The sequence below is a fragment of the Pseudomonas sp. NPDC087346 genome, assembly GCF_044744235.1.
Classification (GTDB): domain Bacteria; phylum Pseudomonadota; class Gammaproteobacteria; order Pseudomonadales; family Pseudomonadaceae; genus Aquipseudomonas.
Genome location: NZ_JBIUXX010000010.1, coordinates 75,769 through 90,569 on the forward strand (window position 1 = coordinate 75,769; position 14,801 = coordinate 90,569).

Consider the following 14,801-nt stretch of genomic DNA (forward strand, 5'->3'; position numbering starts at 1 on the left):
TGCGTGAGCTGTCGATCACCCAAAAATCCCTCGTATCGCAAAGAGTAATGACTGATGAAAGAACTCGACCTGTACATCGGTGAAGGTTTCGAAGGCCCGGGCGTGAACGCTGCGCACATCAATATTCTCATCGGCCCGCGCAACGGTCCGGCAGGGCAGGCGTTCGCCAACAGTCTGGCGTCGCCGAGCCAGGGCCATTGCCCGTTCATGGTGATTGCGCAGCCGAACATCCCGGTCAAACCGATGACTCTGTATGTGAACAAGGCTGCGATCAGCAGTGACCTGCACGGCAACGCCACATGGGGCGCGTCCCAGGCCGGGATTGCCAAGGCTGTGCTCGAAGCACTGCTCGACGGCACGCTGCCAGCCGAAGCCGAAGATGAATGGGCAATCGTCACCGCCAACTGGGTCAACCCGGCCTGCGATGACCTCGATGCGGTTTACCTGAACAACTACAACGCCTGCCGCACGGCGATCCGCGCCGCCCTGACCGGCAAACCGCAAACCGCGCAACTGGCCGATGTGGTCAACCACATCAGCAACCCTTTTTACACGCCGAAAGCCTGAGGTCCACAGCATGCAATACATCCGATTGGGCAACTCCGGCCTGCAAGTTTCCCGCCTGTGCCTGGGCACCATGAACATGGGCACCCCGGACTGGAAACCGTGGATCTTCAATGAGAAACAGAGCGAGCCCATCGTCGCGCACGCGCTGGACAACGGCGTGAACTTCATCGACCTCGCCGACTTCTATTCCGCGGGTGTCGGCGAAGAAGTGGTCGGGCGTATCGTCAAGCGTCTGGCTTGCCGTGAAGACCTGGTAATTACCACCAAGGTTGGCTACGGCACCCGCAACGGCATCAACGCCAGCGGCCATTCGCGCAAGCACATCATGGACAGCATCGATGCGTCGCTGAAGCGTCTGGACATGGATTACGTCGATGTTTTCATGCTGCATTACTTCGATGTGAACACCCCGGTCGAAGAAACCATGAGTGCCATGAATGACATCGTGCGCTCCGGCAAGGCCCGTTATATCGGTGTCTCGACCATGCTCACCGGGCAACTGGCGAAGATCCTCATGGCCTGCGAGCGCAACGGTTGGGTCAAGCCGATCAACATGCAACTGCAACTGAACTGCGCCTACCGCGAAGAAGAGCGCGAGATGATCCCGTTCTGCCGGGATCAGGGCATTGGCGTGTCGGTGTTCAGTCCGTTGGCCCGAGGCCTGCTGACCGGCGATGTGCAGTCGACCCGCAACCAGACCGACTTCTTCACGCAGCAGATGTACAGCGACGAAGCCTCGTTCGAAATCGCCCATTCGGTGCAGCGTGTGGCGCGTGCCCGTGGCGTGTCGAATGCGCAGATCGCCCAGGCCTGGGTGGCCAATCATCCGGGCGTTGATTGCATGCTGGTCGGCGCCGACACCACGGCGCAATTCGACAGCGCGCTCGCGGCACTCGACACTAAATTCGATGCCGATGAGCTGCACGAACTGGAACGCAACTACACCCCGTGCGACGTGATCAACGATTACACCGCCGGCAAACGCATCCTGCGTTCGGCGCGTCCGGGCCTTGAGCGCTTCATTTTGCAAGGGGCTGTGGCATGAGCGATTTAATCCGTCACGGCAACTTCATCGACGGCCAGTGGGGCAAGGGCGGCGCGACTTATCCGGTGCGCAACCCGGCCAATGGCGAGCTGATTGCCGACGTGCAAAAGGCTGGCGCCGAAGAAACCAACGCGGCTATCGAAGCCGCCGACCGTGCGTTGCCGGCGTGGCGCAAACTCACCGCCAAGGAGCGCAGCCAGCGGCTCAAACGCTGGAGCGAACTGATGCTCGCCAACCAGAAGGATCTGGCCACGCTGCTCAGTCGTGAGCAGGGCAAACCGCTGGCCGAGGCGATGGGCGAAGTGGTGTATGCCGCGAGTTTTCTGGAGTGGTTCGGTGAGGAAGCCAAGCGCGCTTATGGCGACGTGATTCCGAGCCACAAGGCTGATGCGCGGATCATCGTGACCAAAGAAGCCATCGGTGTGGTCGCTGCGATCACGCCGTGGAACTTCCCGCTGGCGATGGTCACGCGCAAGGTCGGTCCGGCACTGGCAGCCGGTTGCACGATGATTCTCAAACCGTCGGAAGAAACGCCGCTGTCAGCGTTTGCCCTGGCGGTATTGGCTGAGCAAGCCGGGATTCCGTCTGGCGTTTTCAACATCGTTTCCGGGGATGCGGTGGCCATCGGCGGTGCGCTGCAAGCGTCGAGTGTAGTGCGCAAGCTGTCGTTCACCGGCTCCACCCGAACCGGCAAATTGCTGATGCGTCAGGCGGCCGAGACCTTGAAAAAAGTTTCGCTGGAACTCGGTGGCAACGCTCCGTTCATTGTCTTCGACGATGCTGATCTGGATGCCGCCGTCAAAGGCGCGATGGCCTCGAAATTCCGCAACACCGGGCAGACCTGCGTCTGCGTCAATCGCTTCTTCATTCAAGACAGCGTCTACGAAGCTTTCACCGGCAAACTCGCCGAAGCCGTTGCCGCGATGCGCGTTGGCAGCGCGCTGGACGGTGACACCGAGCAAGGGCCGTTGATCAACAACGCTGCGCTGGCGAAAGTCGAATCCCACGTCAGCGATGCCTTGGAGAAGGGCGCAACGCTGTTGTGCGGCGGCCGTCGGCATGCCCTCGGCGGCACGTTTTATCAGCCGACGATCCTCACCGAGGTCAACGGCGAGATGTTGATAGCCCAGGAAGAAACCTTCGGCCCGGTCGCTGCATGCTTCCGCTTCAAGGACGAAGCCGAAGTGCTGGCGCGGGCCAACGACACTCCGTTCGGGCTCTCGGCGTATTTCTACAGCCGTGACATCGGTCGGGTCTGGCGCATGGCCGAAGGGCTGGAAGCGGGGATGGTCGGGATCAATGAAGGGATCATTTCTACCGAGGTCGCGCCGTTTGGAGGCATCAAGGAATCGGGCCTTGGGCGCGAAGGTTCGAAGTACGGTCTGGATGACTATCTGGAAATCAAATACCTGTTGATGGGCGGCCTGTAGCCCACCGCAGAACCCCTGCAGGAGTGAGCGTGCTCACTCCTGCAACAGCAGAAGCAAGAGCTATCGGTTTCTCCGTCAATAACAAAAACTGGAGACGAACATGTCCGCTCAACCCGTAAAAATCGATGACCTGCCCATTGGCCGGTTTCACATCAAGATCGCCGGTCTGACCTTCGGCGCGCATTTCACCGACGGCTACATTCTCGGCCTGATCGGTATCGCCTTCACCTTGCTCAGCCCGCAGATGCACCTCGATGCATTTTGGCAGGGGCTGATTGGTGCGTCGGCGCTGATCGGGCTGTTTCTCGGCAGTCTGTTTTTCGGCTGGATCTCGGACAAGGTCGGCCGGCAGAAGATTTTCCTCGTCAGCTTCGTGCTAATCACCATCGCCTCGGTGATGCAGTTTTACGTCGAAAGCGCCATGAGTCTGTTCCTCTGCCGAGTGTTGATCGGGATTGGTCTGGGCGGTGATTTCAGTGTCGGTCACGCAATGCTCGCCGAGTTCTCGCCGAAGAAACACCGGGGCGTGCTGCTCGGTTCTTTCAGCGTGATCTGGACCTTTGGTTATGTCGCCGCAACCTTCGTCGGCACCGCGATGCTCAACCTCGGCGACGATGCCTGGCGCTGGATGCTGGCGTCGTCGGCGATCCCGGCGGCGTTGATTCTGATTGCGCGCATCGGCACGCCGGAATCACCGCGCTGGCTGGTCAATCAGGGCCGTGTGGCGGAAGCACGCGCCATCGTCAAAAAGCACCTGGGCGATAACGTCGAGCTCGATGAAACCCGCTCCACGGAAACCCGCTCGGGCTACGCGGTGCTGTTCAGTCGCGAGTACCGCAAACGCACGGCGTTCAACTGTCTGTTCTTCGTGTGCATCGTCATGCCGTACTTTGCGATCTACACCTTTCTGCCGTCGATCCTGCAGAAGATGGGCCTGGCCGAAGGTTTTGGCACTGAGCTGATGCTCAATCTGTTGCTGATCCTCGGGGCGTTGATCGGCATCTGGTGCACGGTCAAATTCAGCCGCCGTGGGTTCTTGATCAACTCGTTCATCATTCTGGCGGTGGCGCTGTTCCTGCTGGCGGTGTTGCCGAGCAGTGCGGCGTGGCTGATGGTGTTGGTGTTTGGCTTGTTCACGCTGGTGTTGTCAGCGGTGAGTAATCTGGTCGGAGTGTTCCCGGCAGAGAGCTTCCCGACGGAAGTGCGCGCCAGCGGCATTGGTCTGGCGACGGCGGTCAGTCGTCTGGGCTCGGCGGTCAGCACTTTTCTGCTGCCGGTGAGTGTGGCGGGTATTGGCCTGAGCCCGACCATGGGCATCCTCGCGGCGATTCTTGCGATTGGCGCATGGCTGTCGTGGGCGTGGGCGCCGGAGACCAAGTCGCTGACATTGAGTCAGGCGTGCAAGGCGCAGAGTCCGGTGGAAGGCTCGGTGGTTGCGGCGGTCAAAGTGGCCGCCCCAATCTAAGACCCCCATCGGTCCCTGTGGGAGCTGCCGAAGGCCGCGATCTTTTGATCCTGAAAAACAAGATCAAAAGATCGCAGCCTTCGGCAGCTCCTACAGGGGACAAGGTGTTTCAGGGATTGCTCACCAGGCTCAGCCAATCGGTGAACAGCTTCACTTTCGACAGTCCCTGCTTGTCGTTGGCCACGTCCAGCCAGTAACCATATGGACCGATCACCTCAATCGGGGTGATCGGCAGCAAGCTGCCGTTGGCCAATTCCTTCTCGATCATCTGCCGATCAATCACTGCCACGCCACCACCGGCCAGCGCGGTGTGAATCACCTGATCCAGCGTGCTGAATTCCAGCCCTTGTCCGGCGTCGACATCATCCCGCCCCATGGCCGCCAGCCAGTTTTCCCAGACTCTCAATCGCTTGCCGTCGTGGAGGATATGCAGCAGCGAACTCTCGCGCAGATCCGGCGCCTGATCACCGTTGAACAGTTCAGGGCTGGCCACCGCAATGTGTCGTTCCATCACCAGCAATTGGCTCACGCAATGCGTGGCCGCCGCGAGGCCGAAGCGGATATGGCAGTCGATCTCCGCAAAGCTGTCGTGGTCGGTGTGATTGGTGACGCTGAGGCTGATGTCCGGATAGCGCTGGCAGAACGCACGCAGGTGCGGTGACAACCAGCGAGTCGCCCAGGTCGGCGGCGCAAGGACCCGCAGGCGCTGGCGCAGATTGGGTACGCGCACGGCTTGCAGGGCGCGCTCCATATGATCGAACGCTTCGGCCAGATGCGGTTTGAGGTTGCTGCCAGCTTCGGTCAGTGACAAGCCTTGCGGGGTGCGCACGAACAGCGCGACCCCGAGATAATCTTCAAGTTGTTTGATCTGTCGGCTGACCGCGCCTTGCGTGACATTCAGGCCCAATGCGGCCTGGCTGAAACTGCGATGGCGGGCGACTTCTTCGAATACGCGCAGGGTGTTGAGCGAGGGCAGTTGACGCATGGAGGCGGAACTCCGGACCGAACCCATGGCTCGGCCTTATGATTTTTTTGTAGGTTTTATTTGAAGGGCCTATCTGACTATTGGTGGTGGGCGGATGCAAGTGTTGTTTGGACCGACGCCATCGCGGGCAAGCCCGCACACACTGGATTTGTGGTGATCACAAAACCTGTGGGAGCGAGCTTGCTCGCGAAGACGCATTCAGCAGCGCAGCAAATACCAGATCAGAAGTAATACCCAACGTTCACATACAACTGGTTTTCCCACTGATCCAGCCCACCCGCGCCCAGGCTCTGGGTGTAATTGCTGCCACCGATATACGGGTCGTTTCTGCCAAACAACCACTCGGTCGCCACCCACAACTTGCTCACTGAAAACGAGCTGCCGAGGATCATCCGCTCCGAGGTCTTGAAGCCGCTGGCGGACTTGTCGAATGCGCTGTAGTTGGCGTACAGCTTGATGCCGCTGATCTGGTCGAACAGGTATTTGCCACCCACGTCATAGCTCAGATCGGCCACGTACAGATTGCCGCGACTGGCGACATTATAGGTGCCGTCGTAACCGCCGAGCGTCACTACTTCGTCGCTGCCGGGATTGCGCGGCGACATCTGCTGGCGTGCCGCCTGCAACTGCACACCCCACGGGCCGTTCTTGCCCAAATAGTGCACGGCCACGGCATTGCGGCGGCCGTCATTGTTGGTGTCTCTGTTCTGAATGCTCGACGTCAGACCGGAGACGCCGACTTCAGATTTCCATGGCCCCAGGTCCATTGCTTTGGCCACTCGCAGCACCACGGTGTTGCGTTCCTGATTGTCGCTGCCATCGGCCACATAGCTGTCGGCTTCGGACACCACACTGGAGTAAGTGACGCCATTGCTGGTGCCTTTGCCTTGCCACGCCGGGCGCAGGTAGTAACCGGCCTGAATGTTCCAGTCGCCACTTTGCTGAATGTATTTGGCGCCGACCTGCTGCACATCTTCGAGGCCGATGACGTTGCCCAGGGTTTCATAGAAGGTGCTGCCGAAGTACGGCTGCAAGCCGAACGGCACCGTGTTCAGACCCACCTGAATCTGTTGCTCGGGATTGAACTTGTAGCCGGCCCAGGCGAATTTGGCGAAGCGGATATCGCCATAGTTCTTGGTGTACTGGTAGGGATAGGAGCGACCGTAAAAACGGTACTGCGCTTCGCCGATCCAGCTGTCGGAATTGTATTTGGCGCTGAGGAATACCGTGTCGAGGCCAAACTTCTGAATATCGCGATCCGGGTCCACGTCCCAGCGCGCACGAATGGCGCCGCCAAGATCGAGATTGTCGGTGACTTGCACGGCCATCGCCGGAGCGGCAAAGGTGCAGAGCAGAGCGATGGACGTCGTGCGCAGGCGTAACGAAGCAGGGAAGGGCATGGAGCGGCTCTCGGTTATTTTTATTAGAGATGCCGGCCAGTCTTGCGATCAGCGAGAGGTTGAACAAACGATAAAAAGTGCGAATAAACCTGCGTCGAATGCATGTTACTCGGAAAATCCCGTAGGACAGTCCGGCAAAGTCGTGGGATGCTGCGCGCCTTGTCAGTGGTTTTCGAGTGCCTTGTATGAAACGCAAAATGCCCGGCCTGAATGCGCTCAAAGCATTCGAAGTGGCTGGCAGCACCGGCAGCTTCACCCGCGCCGCCGAGTTGCTCAACGTGACCCAGAGTGCGGTCAGTCGTCAGGTTCGGCAGTTGGAAGAACAGCTCGGTGAAAGCCTGCTGGAGCGCCGCCATCACCATCTGGAATTGACCGGCGCCGGGCGCATTCTGCTGCGTGCCTTGCACCAGTCGTTCGACAAGATCGAGCTGACCGTGCGCAGCATTCAACAGAAAACCCATTCCAATCGCCTGCACATCAATGCGCCGCCGACCTTCACCAACCGTTGGCTGATGCCGCGACTCGGGCGTTTGCGCGAGCAATATCCGGAACTCGAACTGAGCATCACCACGCGTTTGCAGGACAGCCTGGCGGAAACCAGCACCCTGGATTGTGCGATTCGTTTTGGCGACGGCGAGTGGGACGGGCTCGACAGTTCGCTGCTGATTCAGGAACGGCACATCGCCGTTTGCGCACCGACGCTGTTTGCCCGCGAGGGCGGCGAGCAGGGCATGGATCTCAATCGTCTGACGTTGCTGCATGTGCTGGCGAAGGAAGATCAACGTTACCTGACCTGGAAGCACTGGCTCGATGCGGCGCGGATCACGGGTGTCGATACGCAGGGCGGTTATGAGTTCGATCTGCTCGACCTGGCGATTCGTGCGGCCATCGACGGGCTCGGGATCACCATTGCCGACTGGCACATGGTCGCCCCGGAACTGGCCAGCGGGCTGCTGACGCAAGTGCTCAACGTGCATGTCGAGGGGCATCAGTCGTACTGGCTGGTGACCCGGCCGGAACAGACGCAGATGCCGCAATTGCAGGCGTTCAGTCAGTGGTTGCAGGATGAAATCTGGTTGGCGCAGCGCCAGCTGGAGCCGTCGACCGCCGCCACCTGACACCCCCAATTCCCTTGTAGGAGTGAGCCTGCTCGCGATAGCGGTGTGTCCGTCACACATCTATCACTGGAAAAATGCTATCGCGAGCAGGCTCACTCCTACAGGGGGATTTTGCTGTTCTTGGGGGTAACCTGCATTTTTCGAATGTTACGCCGCCCTTTTAATCGTTTGTTCAACCCGCCGTCGATGACAAGACTGGTGGCATTGATAAAAACAAACGATGGGCGATGCACATGCGAATCGAGCGAAATTTTGTAAATGGCCAATTCATCGAGCCGGCCAGCGCGGCATTGATCGCGGTGTACAACCCGGCCACTGAAGCGTTGCTCGGCCATGTGTCGGCCGCTACCGCCGAAGAAGCCACATCGGCAGTCGATGCCGCAGCGAAGGCGCAAAAGGTCTGGGGCAAACTCACCAGCATCGAACGCGCGGAACACCTGCGGGCATTTGCCGATGCCCTTGAGCGGTGCGCCGAAGATATCGGTGCCGCGCTGGCTGCCGAATCCGGCAAAAGCCTCAGCGATGCCAGCAACGAAGCGCGTTACGCCGCGCAGATCACCCGTTATCACGCCGAATGGGCGCGCCGTATCGAAGGCGAGATCATTCCCAGCGACAGCCCCGACGAAAACCTGTTCCTGCACCGCGAGCCAATCGGCGTCGTCGCCTGCCTGATCCCGTTCAACTACCCGGTTTACACCTTACTGCGCAAAGTCGCTCCGGCGCTGATTGCCGGCAACACCGTGGTGGTGCGTCCGAGCAACAACACGCCGATCTCGGCGCTGGAAATCGCCAAAGCGGTGCAGCAATCGGGCATGCCGGAAGGGGTGATCAACATCCTGACCATGGACCACGCTACCGCCGCTGCGGTGTGCACGCATAAAGCCGTGGGCTTGATTACCCTGACCGGCAGCGTCAATGCCGGGCGCATCGTCCTCGACTACTGCAAGGCCAACATCGCCAAGCCGTCGCTGGAACTGGGCGGCAAGACCCCGGCGATCATCGAAGCCGATGCTGATCTGGAAGCTGCCGCCACGGCGATCATCGCCTCCAAGACTACTCACTGCGGCCAGTTGTGCACGGCGGTGGAGCGGGTTTACGTAGAGGAAAGTGTCTACGAACAATTCCTCGCTCTGCTCAAAGCGAAAATCGCCCAGGTTAAATTCGGTGACCGCGCCACCAATGCCAGCCTTATGGGCCCGCTGGTCAACGCCAGTTCGCAACGGAACATTCACGCGATGGTCGAGCGCGCGATTGCTGACGGCGCAGTCCTCGAAAGCGGTGGTTTTATCCCTGAAGGCAACGGCCATTTCTACCCGCCGACGCTGCTCAGCGGCTGCCGTCAGGACATGGAAATCATCCAGGAAGAAATCTTCGGCCCGGTGCTGCCGGTGCTCAAGTACCGCGACATCGACGAAGCGCTGGCCATGGCCAACGACCACCAGTTCGGTCTGTCGTCGGTGCTGTACACCGAGAACTACCGCACCGCACAGAAAGTCGCCAACGCCATCGAGGCCGGCGAGTTGTACGTCAATCGCACCCCGGCCGATCCGTATCAGGGTTATCACGCCGGCTGGAAGCGCTCGGGCCTGGGCGGCGATGACGGCAAGCACGGCATGCTCGAATTCACCCAGACCCGTCTCGTGGTCATGAAGTACTGATCTACCGCGTCACGCCTCACGCGACACCTATAAAAACAATTATCAGGGGCGCCCGGTACACGGGTTGCCCGAGGTCACTTCAATGTCCAAGCATGCAAACTCTGCTGCCGCTGTTCAGGGTTCCCGTTCGGCTGTGAAAAGCCAGAGCGACAAGGGAAGTCGCTATCTGCAATTGATGTTGCTGGTGCTCGCCGCCGGTGCGATCTATCCGATTCTCTATCTGCGCCAGGTCTATCAGACCACCATGCTTGAGGTTTTTCAGATCAGCCACAGTGAACTGGGCTATCTGTACTCGATGCTTGGCACGATTTTCCTCCTCAGTTATCTCCCTAGCGGCTGGTTGGCCGACCGCATCGCGCCGCGTTTTCTGATCTTCTTTTCGCTGGTCGCGACCGGCGTGCTGGGCCTTTGGTACTCAACCTCGCCGTCGATGACCGGGCTGATGATCATCTTCGGTTGCTGGGGCCTTACTACCGGTTTGACCTTCTGGGCCTCGGTGCTCAAGCGGGTGAAGATGATTGCTCATCACACCGAGCAGGGCCGGTTCTTCGGCATTCTCGATGGCGGTCGCGGGCTGGTTGAAGCGTTGCTGGCGACGGTCGCACTGGGGCTGTTTGCCTACGCCACCGAAACCCGTGGCGAGTCCACCGCCGAAGGCTTCAAGCATGTGGTTTATCTCTACGCCTTCACCTGTATTGCCATCGGCTGCGTGCTGGTGCTGATCAAGGACCCGAAGTCGATGGAAGACACGCCAGCGGTGGAGAAGGGCAGGTTCAATCTGCTCGCCGACCTGACGACGCTGGTGAAAATCCCTGAGCTGTGGCTGGTCACCGCTATCGTGTTCTGCGGTTATCACATCTTCTGGGCCACCTACAGTTTCTCCGATTACCTGCAAGGCGGCGGTCTGACGGCGGTCATGGCCGGGACCATCACCACCATCAAGCTGTGGATGCGTCCGGTGGGCGGCATCGGTGGTGGCTGGCTCGGTGACAAGTTCTCGAACATTTCGGTGTTGATCGTTGCGCTGCTGCTGGCATCGCTGGCGATGATCGGTCTTATCGTGTTCCCGGCGCTGAACAGCATGGGGCTGCTGATCGGCACGGTTATCTTCATCGGCCTGATGACCTACGCTATTCGCGGATTGTACTGGGCGATCCTCGACAGTTGCGACGTGCCGCTGCGCATCACCGGTCTGGCAATCGGCATCGTCTCAGTGGTCGGCTACATGCCGGACGCCTTTATCCCGCTGATCAACGGCTACCTCACCGAGCACTATCCGGGTGCTCTCGGCTACAAGCTGTACTTCGGCTACATCGCCTTCGTCGGTCTGCTCGGCACTCTCGCTGCCGTGACCCTGCGCGCCCGAATCAATCGCAAACTTCTGAACAAGACAGGTGCCTGAGATGAAAATCGTCGCCCTTGAAACCCATATCGTTGCCGTACCGCCACCGCACATCGGCGGCATGTACTGGCTGTTCGTCAAGCTCAAGACCGATTGCGGCATCGAAGGCGTGGGTGAGATCTACGCTGCGACCTTCGGCCCGAAAGCCATGTTGCCGATCATCGAAGATGTGTTCGAGCGCTACCTGCTCAATCAGGACCCGCACCACATCGAGCGCTTTTTCCGTCAGGCCTATTCCAGCGGTTTCACCCAGCGCCCGGACCTGACCATGATGGGGGTGGTCAGCGGTCTGGAGATGGCCTGCTGGGACATCATCGGCAAAGCGGCGAACAAACCGGTCTACGAATTGCTCGGCGGCAAGGTCAACGAGCGCCTGCGTTCCTACACCTATCTGTACCCGGTCAACAGCAAGGGCGAGTACGACTACGACGACCCGGATCTGGCCGCCGAGTGCGCCATCGAGAACATGAACAAAGGCTTCACCGCCGTGAAGTTCGACCCGGCGGGCCCGTACACCGCGTACTCCGGGCATCAGATTTCACTGGAGGTGCTGGAGCGCTGCGAAACCTTCTGCCGCAAGATCCGTGAAGCGGTTGGCGACAAGTGCGATCTGCTGTTCGGCACGCACGGGCAGATGGTCCCGTCGTCGGCGATTCGTCTGGCCAAACGCCTGGAAAAATACGATCCGCTGTGGTTCGAAGAGCCGGTACCGCCGGGGCAGGAAGACGCCATGGCGCAAGTCGCGGCGAAGACCAGTATCCCGATTGCCACAGGCGAGCGACTGACCACCAAGTACGAATTCTTCAAGCTGTTGCAGGCTGGCGGCGCGTCGATTTTGCAGATGAATGTGGCGCGCTGCGGCGGTCTGCTCGAAGCGAAGAAGATCGCCAGCATGGCCGAGGCCTACTACGCGCAAATCGCTCCGCATCTGTACAACGGGCCGATTGGTGCGGCTGCGAGTTTTCAGTTGGCGACTTGCACGCCGAACTTCCTGATCCAGGAAAGCATCATGACCTGGGGCGGTTTCCATGCCGAAATCCTGACCAAACCGTTGCAGTGGGAGGACGGCTACATCATCCCGTCCACCGAGCCGGGTCTGGGCGTGGAACTGAACATGGACGTGGTGCGCAAGCATTCGCCGTACACCGGCGAGCGTCTGCACCTGCAAATGGCCGCGACCCCGGCCGACGTCAAAGACACATCGCCAGCCAGAGGCTGACACACGATCCGAATGCTACGCCAACCCCTGGGGGATGGCGGTTTTTGTACAACGACTTACGCGGTAACCGTACATGACATACGACTACATCATCGCTGGCGCCGGCGCGGCCGGATGCGTTTTGGCCAACCGGCTCTCGGCCTCGGGCAAACACAGCGTGCTGTTGCTGGAAGCAGGCGGCAAGGACAGCTCGCTGTGGTTCAAGATCCCGGTCGGTTTCGCCAAAATGTATTACAACCCGACCTTCAACTGGATGTATTACAGCCAGCCGCAGAAACAGCTCAACAACCGCGAAATTTATGCCCCGCGCGGCAAGGTGCAGGGCGGCTCGGGCTCGATCAACGCGATGATTTACGTGCGGGGTCAGGCCCATGATTTCGACGATTGGGCGGCCAACGGCAACGATGGCTGGGGTTTCAAGGACGTGCTGCCGTACTTCCGCAAACTGGAAAACCATCCGCTGGGCGACAGCGAATATCACGGTGGCAGTGGCCCGATCAGCATCACTCCGATGAAAGGCCAGACGCACCCGATCTGCGATGTATTTCTCGACGGATGCTCTGAATTGGGTTATCCGCGCAGCGAAGATTTCAACGGGGCGAAATTCGAGGGTGCCGGCCTGTATGACGTCAACACTAAAAACGGTCAGCGTTGCTCCAGCAGCTTCGCTCATCTGCACCCGGCGCTAAGCCGACCGAATCTGACGGTCGAGCATTACGCGCTGGTGGATCGCGTGCTGTTCGACGAATCGCAGCAACGCGCCACCGGGATTTCCATCACCCAGCATGGCGTGGTGCGCAGCTTCACCGCTCGCAAGGAAGTGATCCTCTGCGCCGGCGCCGTCGATACGCCGAAAATCCTGCAATTGTCCGGCGTGGCCGACAGTGCATTGTTGGCCAAGCATCAGATCCCGATGGTCAAGCACCTGCCGGCGGTGGGGCAGAACCTGCAGGATCACCTGTGCGCCAGCTATTACTACAAGGCCAATATTCCAACCTTGAACGATGAGCTCAGTTCGCTGTTCGGCCAGCTCAAACTCGGTATCAAATACCTGCTGACGCGCAAGGGCGCACTGGCCATGAGCGTGAATCAGGCCGGCGGTTTCTTCCGTGGCAATGCGCAACAGAATTACCCGAACCTGCAGTTGTACTTCAATCCGCTGTCTTACCAGATTCCGAAAAACAACAAGGCCAGCCTCAAGCCCGAGCCTTATTCAGGGTTTCTGCTGTGCTTCAATCCGTGCCGTCCTACCAGTCGCGGGCACATTGAAATCGCTTCGAAAAACCCGCGTGATGCCGCACTGATCGACCCGAACTATCTGAGCACGCAAAAGGACATCGATGAGGTCATTCAGGGCAGCCGTCTGATGCGCAAGATCATGAATGCGCCGGCGCTCAAGAACATCACTGTCGATGAAGTCCTGCCCGGCCCGACGGTGGAAACCGATGAGCAAATGTTGCAGTACTTCCGCGACAACTGCGGCTCGATCTATCACTTGTGCGGCTCCTGCGCGATGGGTGCGGACGAGCGGACTTCGGTGGTCGACAAGCGCCTGAAAGTGCATGGCCTGCAAGGCTTGCGCATCGTCGACGCGTCAATCTTCCCCAACGTGACCTCGGGCAATACCCATGCGGCGGTGCTGATGGTGGCGGAGAAGGGCGCGGATCTGATTTTGCAGGATGCGTAGGTTTTCCGGTTTCGCGTAATCAGCTGTGACAGTTGTAAGCGAGCGGTTTCTTTGAGTGCTCTAGGCTTGGAGTGCCGGCCATCAATCGGGCCGGCATGTCTTTCAAGGAGCCGCGGATCATGGATGATCTGGTCAAAGAAGTTATTCCGTTATTGCAGTATCTGATTCCCGGATTTCTTTCCGGGTGGATCTTTTACTCGCTCACTGCGTTCAAGCGACCCGATACGTTTGGTCAGATTGTGCAGGCGCTGATTTTTACGTTTGTGATTCATGGGGCTGTAACCGGGGTTGGTGCGTTGTGTTTATGGGTGGGAGCAAGTGGGATCTCGATCGGTCAATGGGATGCCAGGGCTGAGACGTCATGGGCATTCATTTTTTCTTTGTTGCTGGGATTGTCGGCCTGCTGCCTGGCTACCAATGACAAATTGCATAGGTGGTTGCGCAACAGAAACGTAACGAAACAATCTTCTTATCCGAGTGAATGGTTCTGCGCATTCTCGCAATTCAACCGGATCATCACCCTGCATTTGAATGACGAAAGGCGCGTACTAGGCTGGCCGGTCGAGTGGCCGCCCGAGTCAGGCAGTGGGCAGTTCGTGATGCAGAATCCATGCTGGCTTGATGCGGGTGGCGAGTCGACGCCTTTTGGTGTCGAGTTTTTGCTGATAGATTCCACGAAGGTTAAATGGGTTGAATTCAGCGCTGCATTAGAGGGATCACAATGACTGCCAGAGCACCGCAGCTAATGCCAAAGCATTTGGAGCGCCTTTTTTTTGGGCCGGACGGCAAGCGGCTAGAGAAGCCTCTTTTCAAAGGGCCGAGTGC

12 protein-coding genes are annotated in these 14,801 nt (G+C 59.1%); 10 read left to right on the plus strand and 2 right to left on the minus strand.

The window, feature by feature from the left end; all coding sequences use genetic code 11:
• Positions 1-54: 54 nt before the first annotated feature.
• The 4 genes from fae (at position 55) to ACIOZM_RS08960 (ending at position 4,507) form a co-directional block, all read left to right on the plus strand.
• On the plus strand, positions 55-567 hold the full coding sequence (gene fae, locus ACIOZM_RS08945; protein WP_401212185.1) for a formaldehyde-activating enzyme: 513 nt from the start codon (positions 55-57) through the stop codon (positions 565-567).
• Positions 568-577: 10 nt separating this feature from the next.
• A complete protein-coding gene (locus tag ACIOZM_RS08950) occupies positions 578-1,612 on the plus strand; it encodes an aldo/keto reductase (protein ID WP_401212188.1) in 1,035 nt (344 codons plus the stop codon).
• The gene (locus ACIOZM_RS08955) at positions 1,609-3,042 is read left to right on the plus strand and encodes an NAD-dependent succinate-semialdehyde dehydrogenase (RefSeq protein ID WP_401212191.1); all 1,434 of its coding nucleotides are present in this window, start codon (positions 1,609-1,611) and stop codon (positions 3,040-3,042) included. The genes ACIOZM_RS08950 and ACIOZM_RS08955 overlap by 4 nt, the downstream gene beginning before the upstream one ends.
• Positions 3,043-3,142: 100 nt before the next feature.
• The gene (locus tag ACIOZM_RS08960) at positions 3,143-4,507 is read left to right on the plus strand and encodes an MFS transporter (protein ID WP_401212194.1); all 1,365 of its coding nucleotides are present in this window, start codon (positions 3,143-3,145) and stop codon (positions 4,505-4,507) included.
• A gap of 109 nt (positions 4,508-4,616) precedes the next feature.
• Here the strand turns inward: ACIOZM_RS08960 and ACIOZM_RS08965 are convergent, their stop codons facing one another.
• Positions 4,617-5,492, minus strand: a complete 876-nt coding sequence (locus ACIOZM_RS08965; RefSeq protein WP_401212198.1) for a LysR substrate-binding domain-containing protein — start codon at positions 5,490-5,492, stop codon at positions 4,617-4,619.
• A 221-nt stretch (positions 5,493-5,713) separates the two neighbouring features.
• Positions 5,714-6,892 carry a hypothetical protein gene (locus ACIOZM_RS08970; RefSeq protein ID WP_401212201.1) on the minus strand — a complete coding sequence of 393 codons (1,179 nt, stop codon included), beginning with the start codon at positions 6,890-6,892 and terminating at the stop codon, positions 5,714-5,716.
• 185 nt (positions 6,893-7,077) lie between these two features.
• Here ACIOZM_RS08970 and ACIOZM_RS08975 point away from each other — a divergent pair, with 185 nt between their 5' ends.
• The 6 genes from ACIOZM_RS08975 (at position 7,078) to ACIOZM_RS09000 (ending at position 14,701) form a co-directional block, all read left to right on the plus strand.
• A complete protein-coding gene (locus tag ACIOZM_RS08975) occupies positions 7,078-8,010 on the plus strand; it encodes a LysR substrate-binding domain-containing protein (RefSeq protein WP_401212204.1) in 933 nt (310 codons plus the stop codon).
• A gap of 233 nt (positions 8,011-8,243) precedes the next feature.
• Positions 8,244-9,668, plus strand: a complete 1,425-nt coding sequence (aldA, locus tag ACIOZM_RS08980) for an aldehyde dehydrogenase (protein ID WP_401212412.1) — start codon at positions 8,244-8,246, stop codon at positions 9,666-9,668.
• 82 nt (positions 9,669-9,750) lie between these two features.
• On the plus strand, positions 9,751-11,070 hold the full coding sequence (locus tag ACIOZM_RS08985; RefSeq protein ID WP_401212207.1) for a nitrate/nitrite transporter: 1,320 nt from the start codon (positions 9,751-9,753) through the stop codon (positions 11,068-11,070).
• 1 nt (position 11,071) lies between these two features.
• A complete protein-coding gene (locus ACIOZM_RS08990) occupies positions 11,072-12,289 on the plus strand; it encodes a mandelate racemase/muconate lactonizing enzyme family protein (RefSeq protein ID WP_401212210.1) in 1,218 nt (405 codons plus the stop codon).
• Positions 12,290-12,362: 73 nt separating this feature from the next.
• Positions 12,363-13,976 (plus strand): GMC family oxidoreductase, encoded by a 1,614-nt coding sequence (locus ACIOZM_RS08995; protein WP_401212213.1) that lies wholly within the window; start codon positions 12,363-12,365, stop codon positions 13,974-13,976.
• 119 nt (positions 13,977-14,095) lie between these two features.
• Complete coding sequence (locus tag ACIOZM_RS09000) at positions 14,096-14,701, plus strand: DUF6338 family protein (protein ID WP_401212216.1); 606 nt, start codon at positions 14,096-14,098, stop codon at positions 14,699-14,701.
• Positions 14,702-14,801: the final 100 nt, after the last annotated feature.

Coding starts and splice junctions, on each gene's coding strand:
- fae (WP_401212185.1), top strand. CDS start 55: ATGAAAGAACTCGACCTGTACATCGGTGAAGGTTTCGAAGGCCCGGGC.
- ACIOZM_RS08950 (WP_401212188.1), top strand. CDS start 578: ATGCAATACATCCGATTGGGCAACTCCGGCCTGCAAGTTTCCCGCCTG.
- ACIOZM_RS08955 (WP_401212191.1), top strand. CDS start 1,609: ATGAGCGATTTAATCCGTCACGGCAACTTCATCGACGGCCAGTGGGGC.
- ACIOZM_RS08960 (WP_401212194.1), top strand. CDS start 3,143: ATGTCCGCTCAACCCGTAAAAATCGATGACCTGCCCATTGGCCGGTTT.
- ACIOZM_RS08965 (WP_401212198.1), bottom strand. CDS start 5,492: ATGCGTCAACTGCCCTCGCTCAACACCCTGCGCGTATTCGAAGAAGTC.
- ACIOZM_RS08970 (WP_401212201.1), bottom strand. CDS start 6,892: ATGCCCTTCCCTGCTTCGTTACGCCTGCGCACGACGTCCATCGCTCTG.
- ACIOZM_RS08975 (WP_401212204.1), top strand. CDS start 7,078: ATGAAACGCAAAATGCCCGGCCTGAATGCGCTCAAAGCATTCGAAGTG.
- aldA (WP_401212412.1), top strand. CDS start 8,244: ATGCGAATCGAGCGAAATTTTGTAAATGGCCAATTCATCGAGCCGGCC.
- ACIOZM_RS08985 (WP_401212207.1), top strand. CDS start 9,751: ATGTCCAAGCATGCAAACTCTGCTGCCGCTGTTCAGGGTTCCCGTTCG.
- ACIOZM_RS08990 (WP_401212210.1), top strand. CDS start 11,072: ATGAAAATCGTCGCCCTTGAAACCCATATCGTTGCCGTACCGCCACCG.
- ACIOZM_RS08995 (WP_401212213.1), top strand. CDS start 12,363: ATGACATACGACTACATCATCGCTGGCGCCGGCGCGGCCGGATGCGTT.
- ACIOZM_RS09000 (WP_401212216.1), top strand. CDS start 14,096: ATGGATGATCTGGTCAAAGAAGTTATTCCGTTATTGCAGTATCTGATT.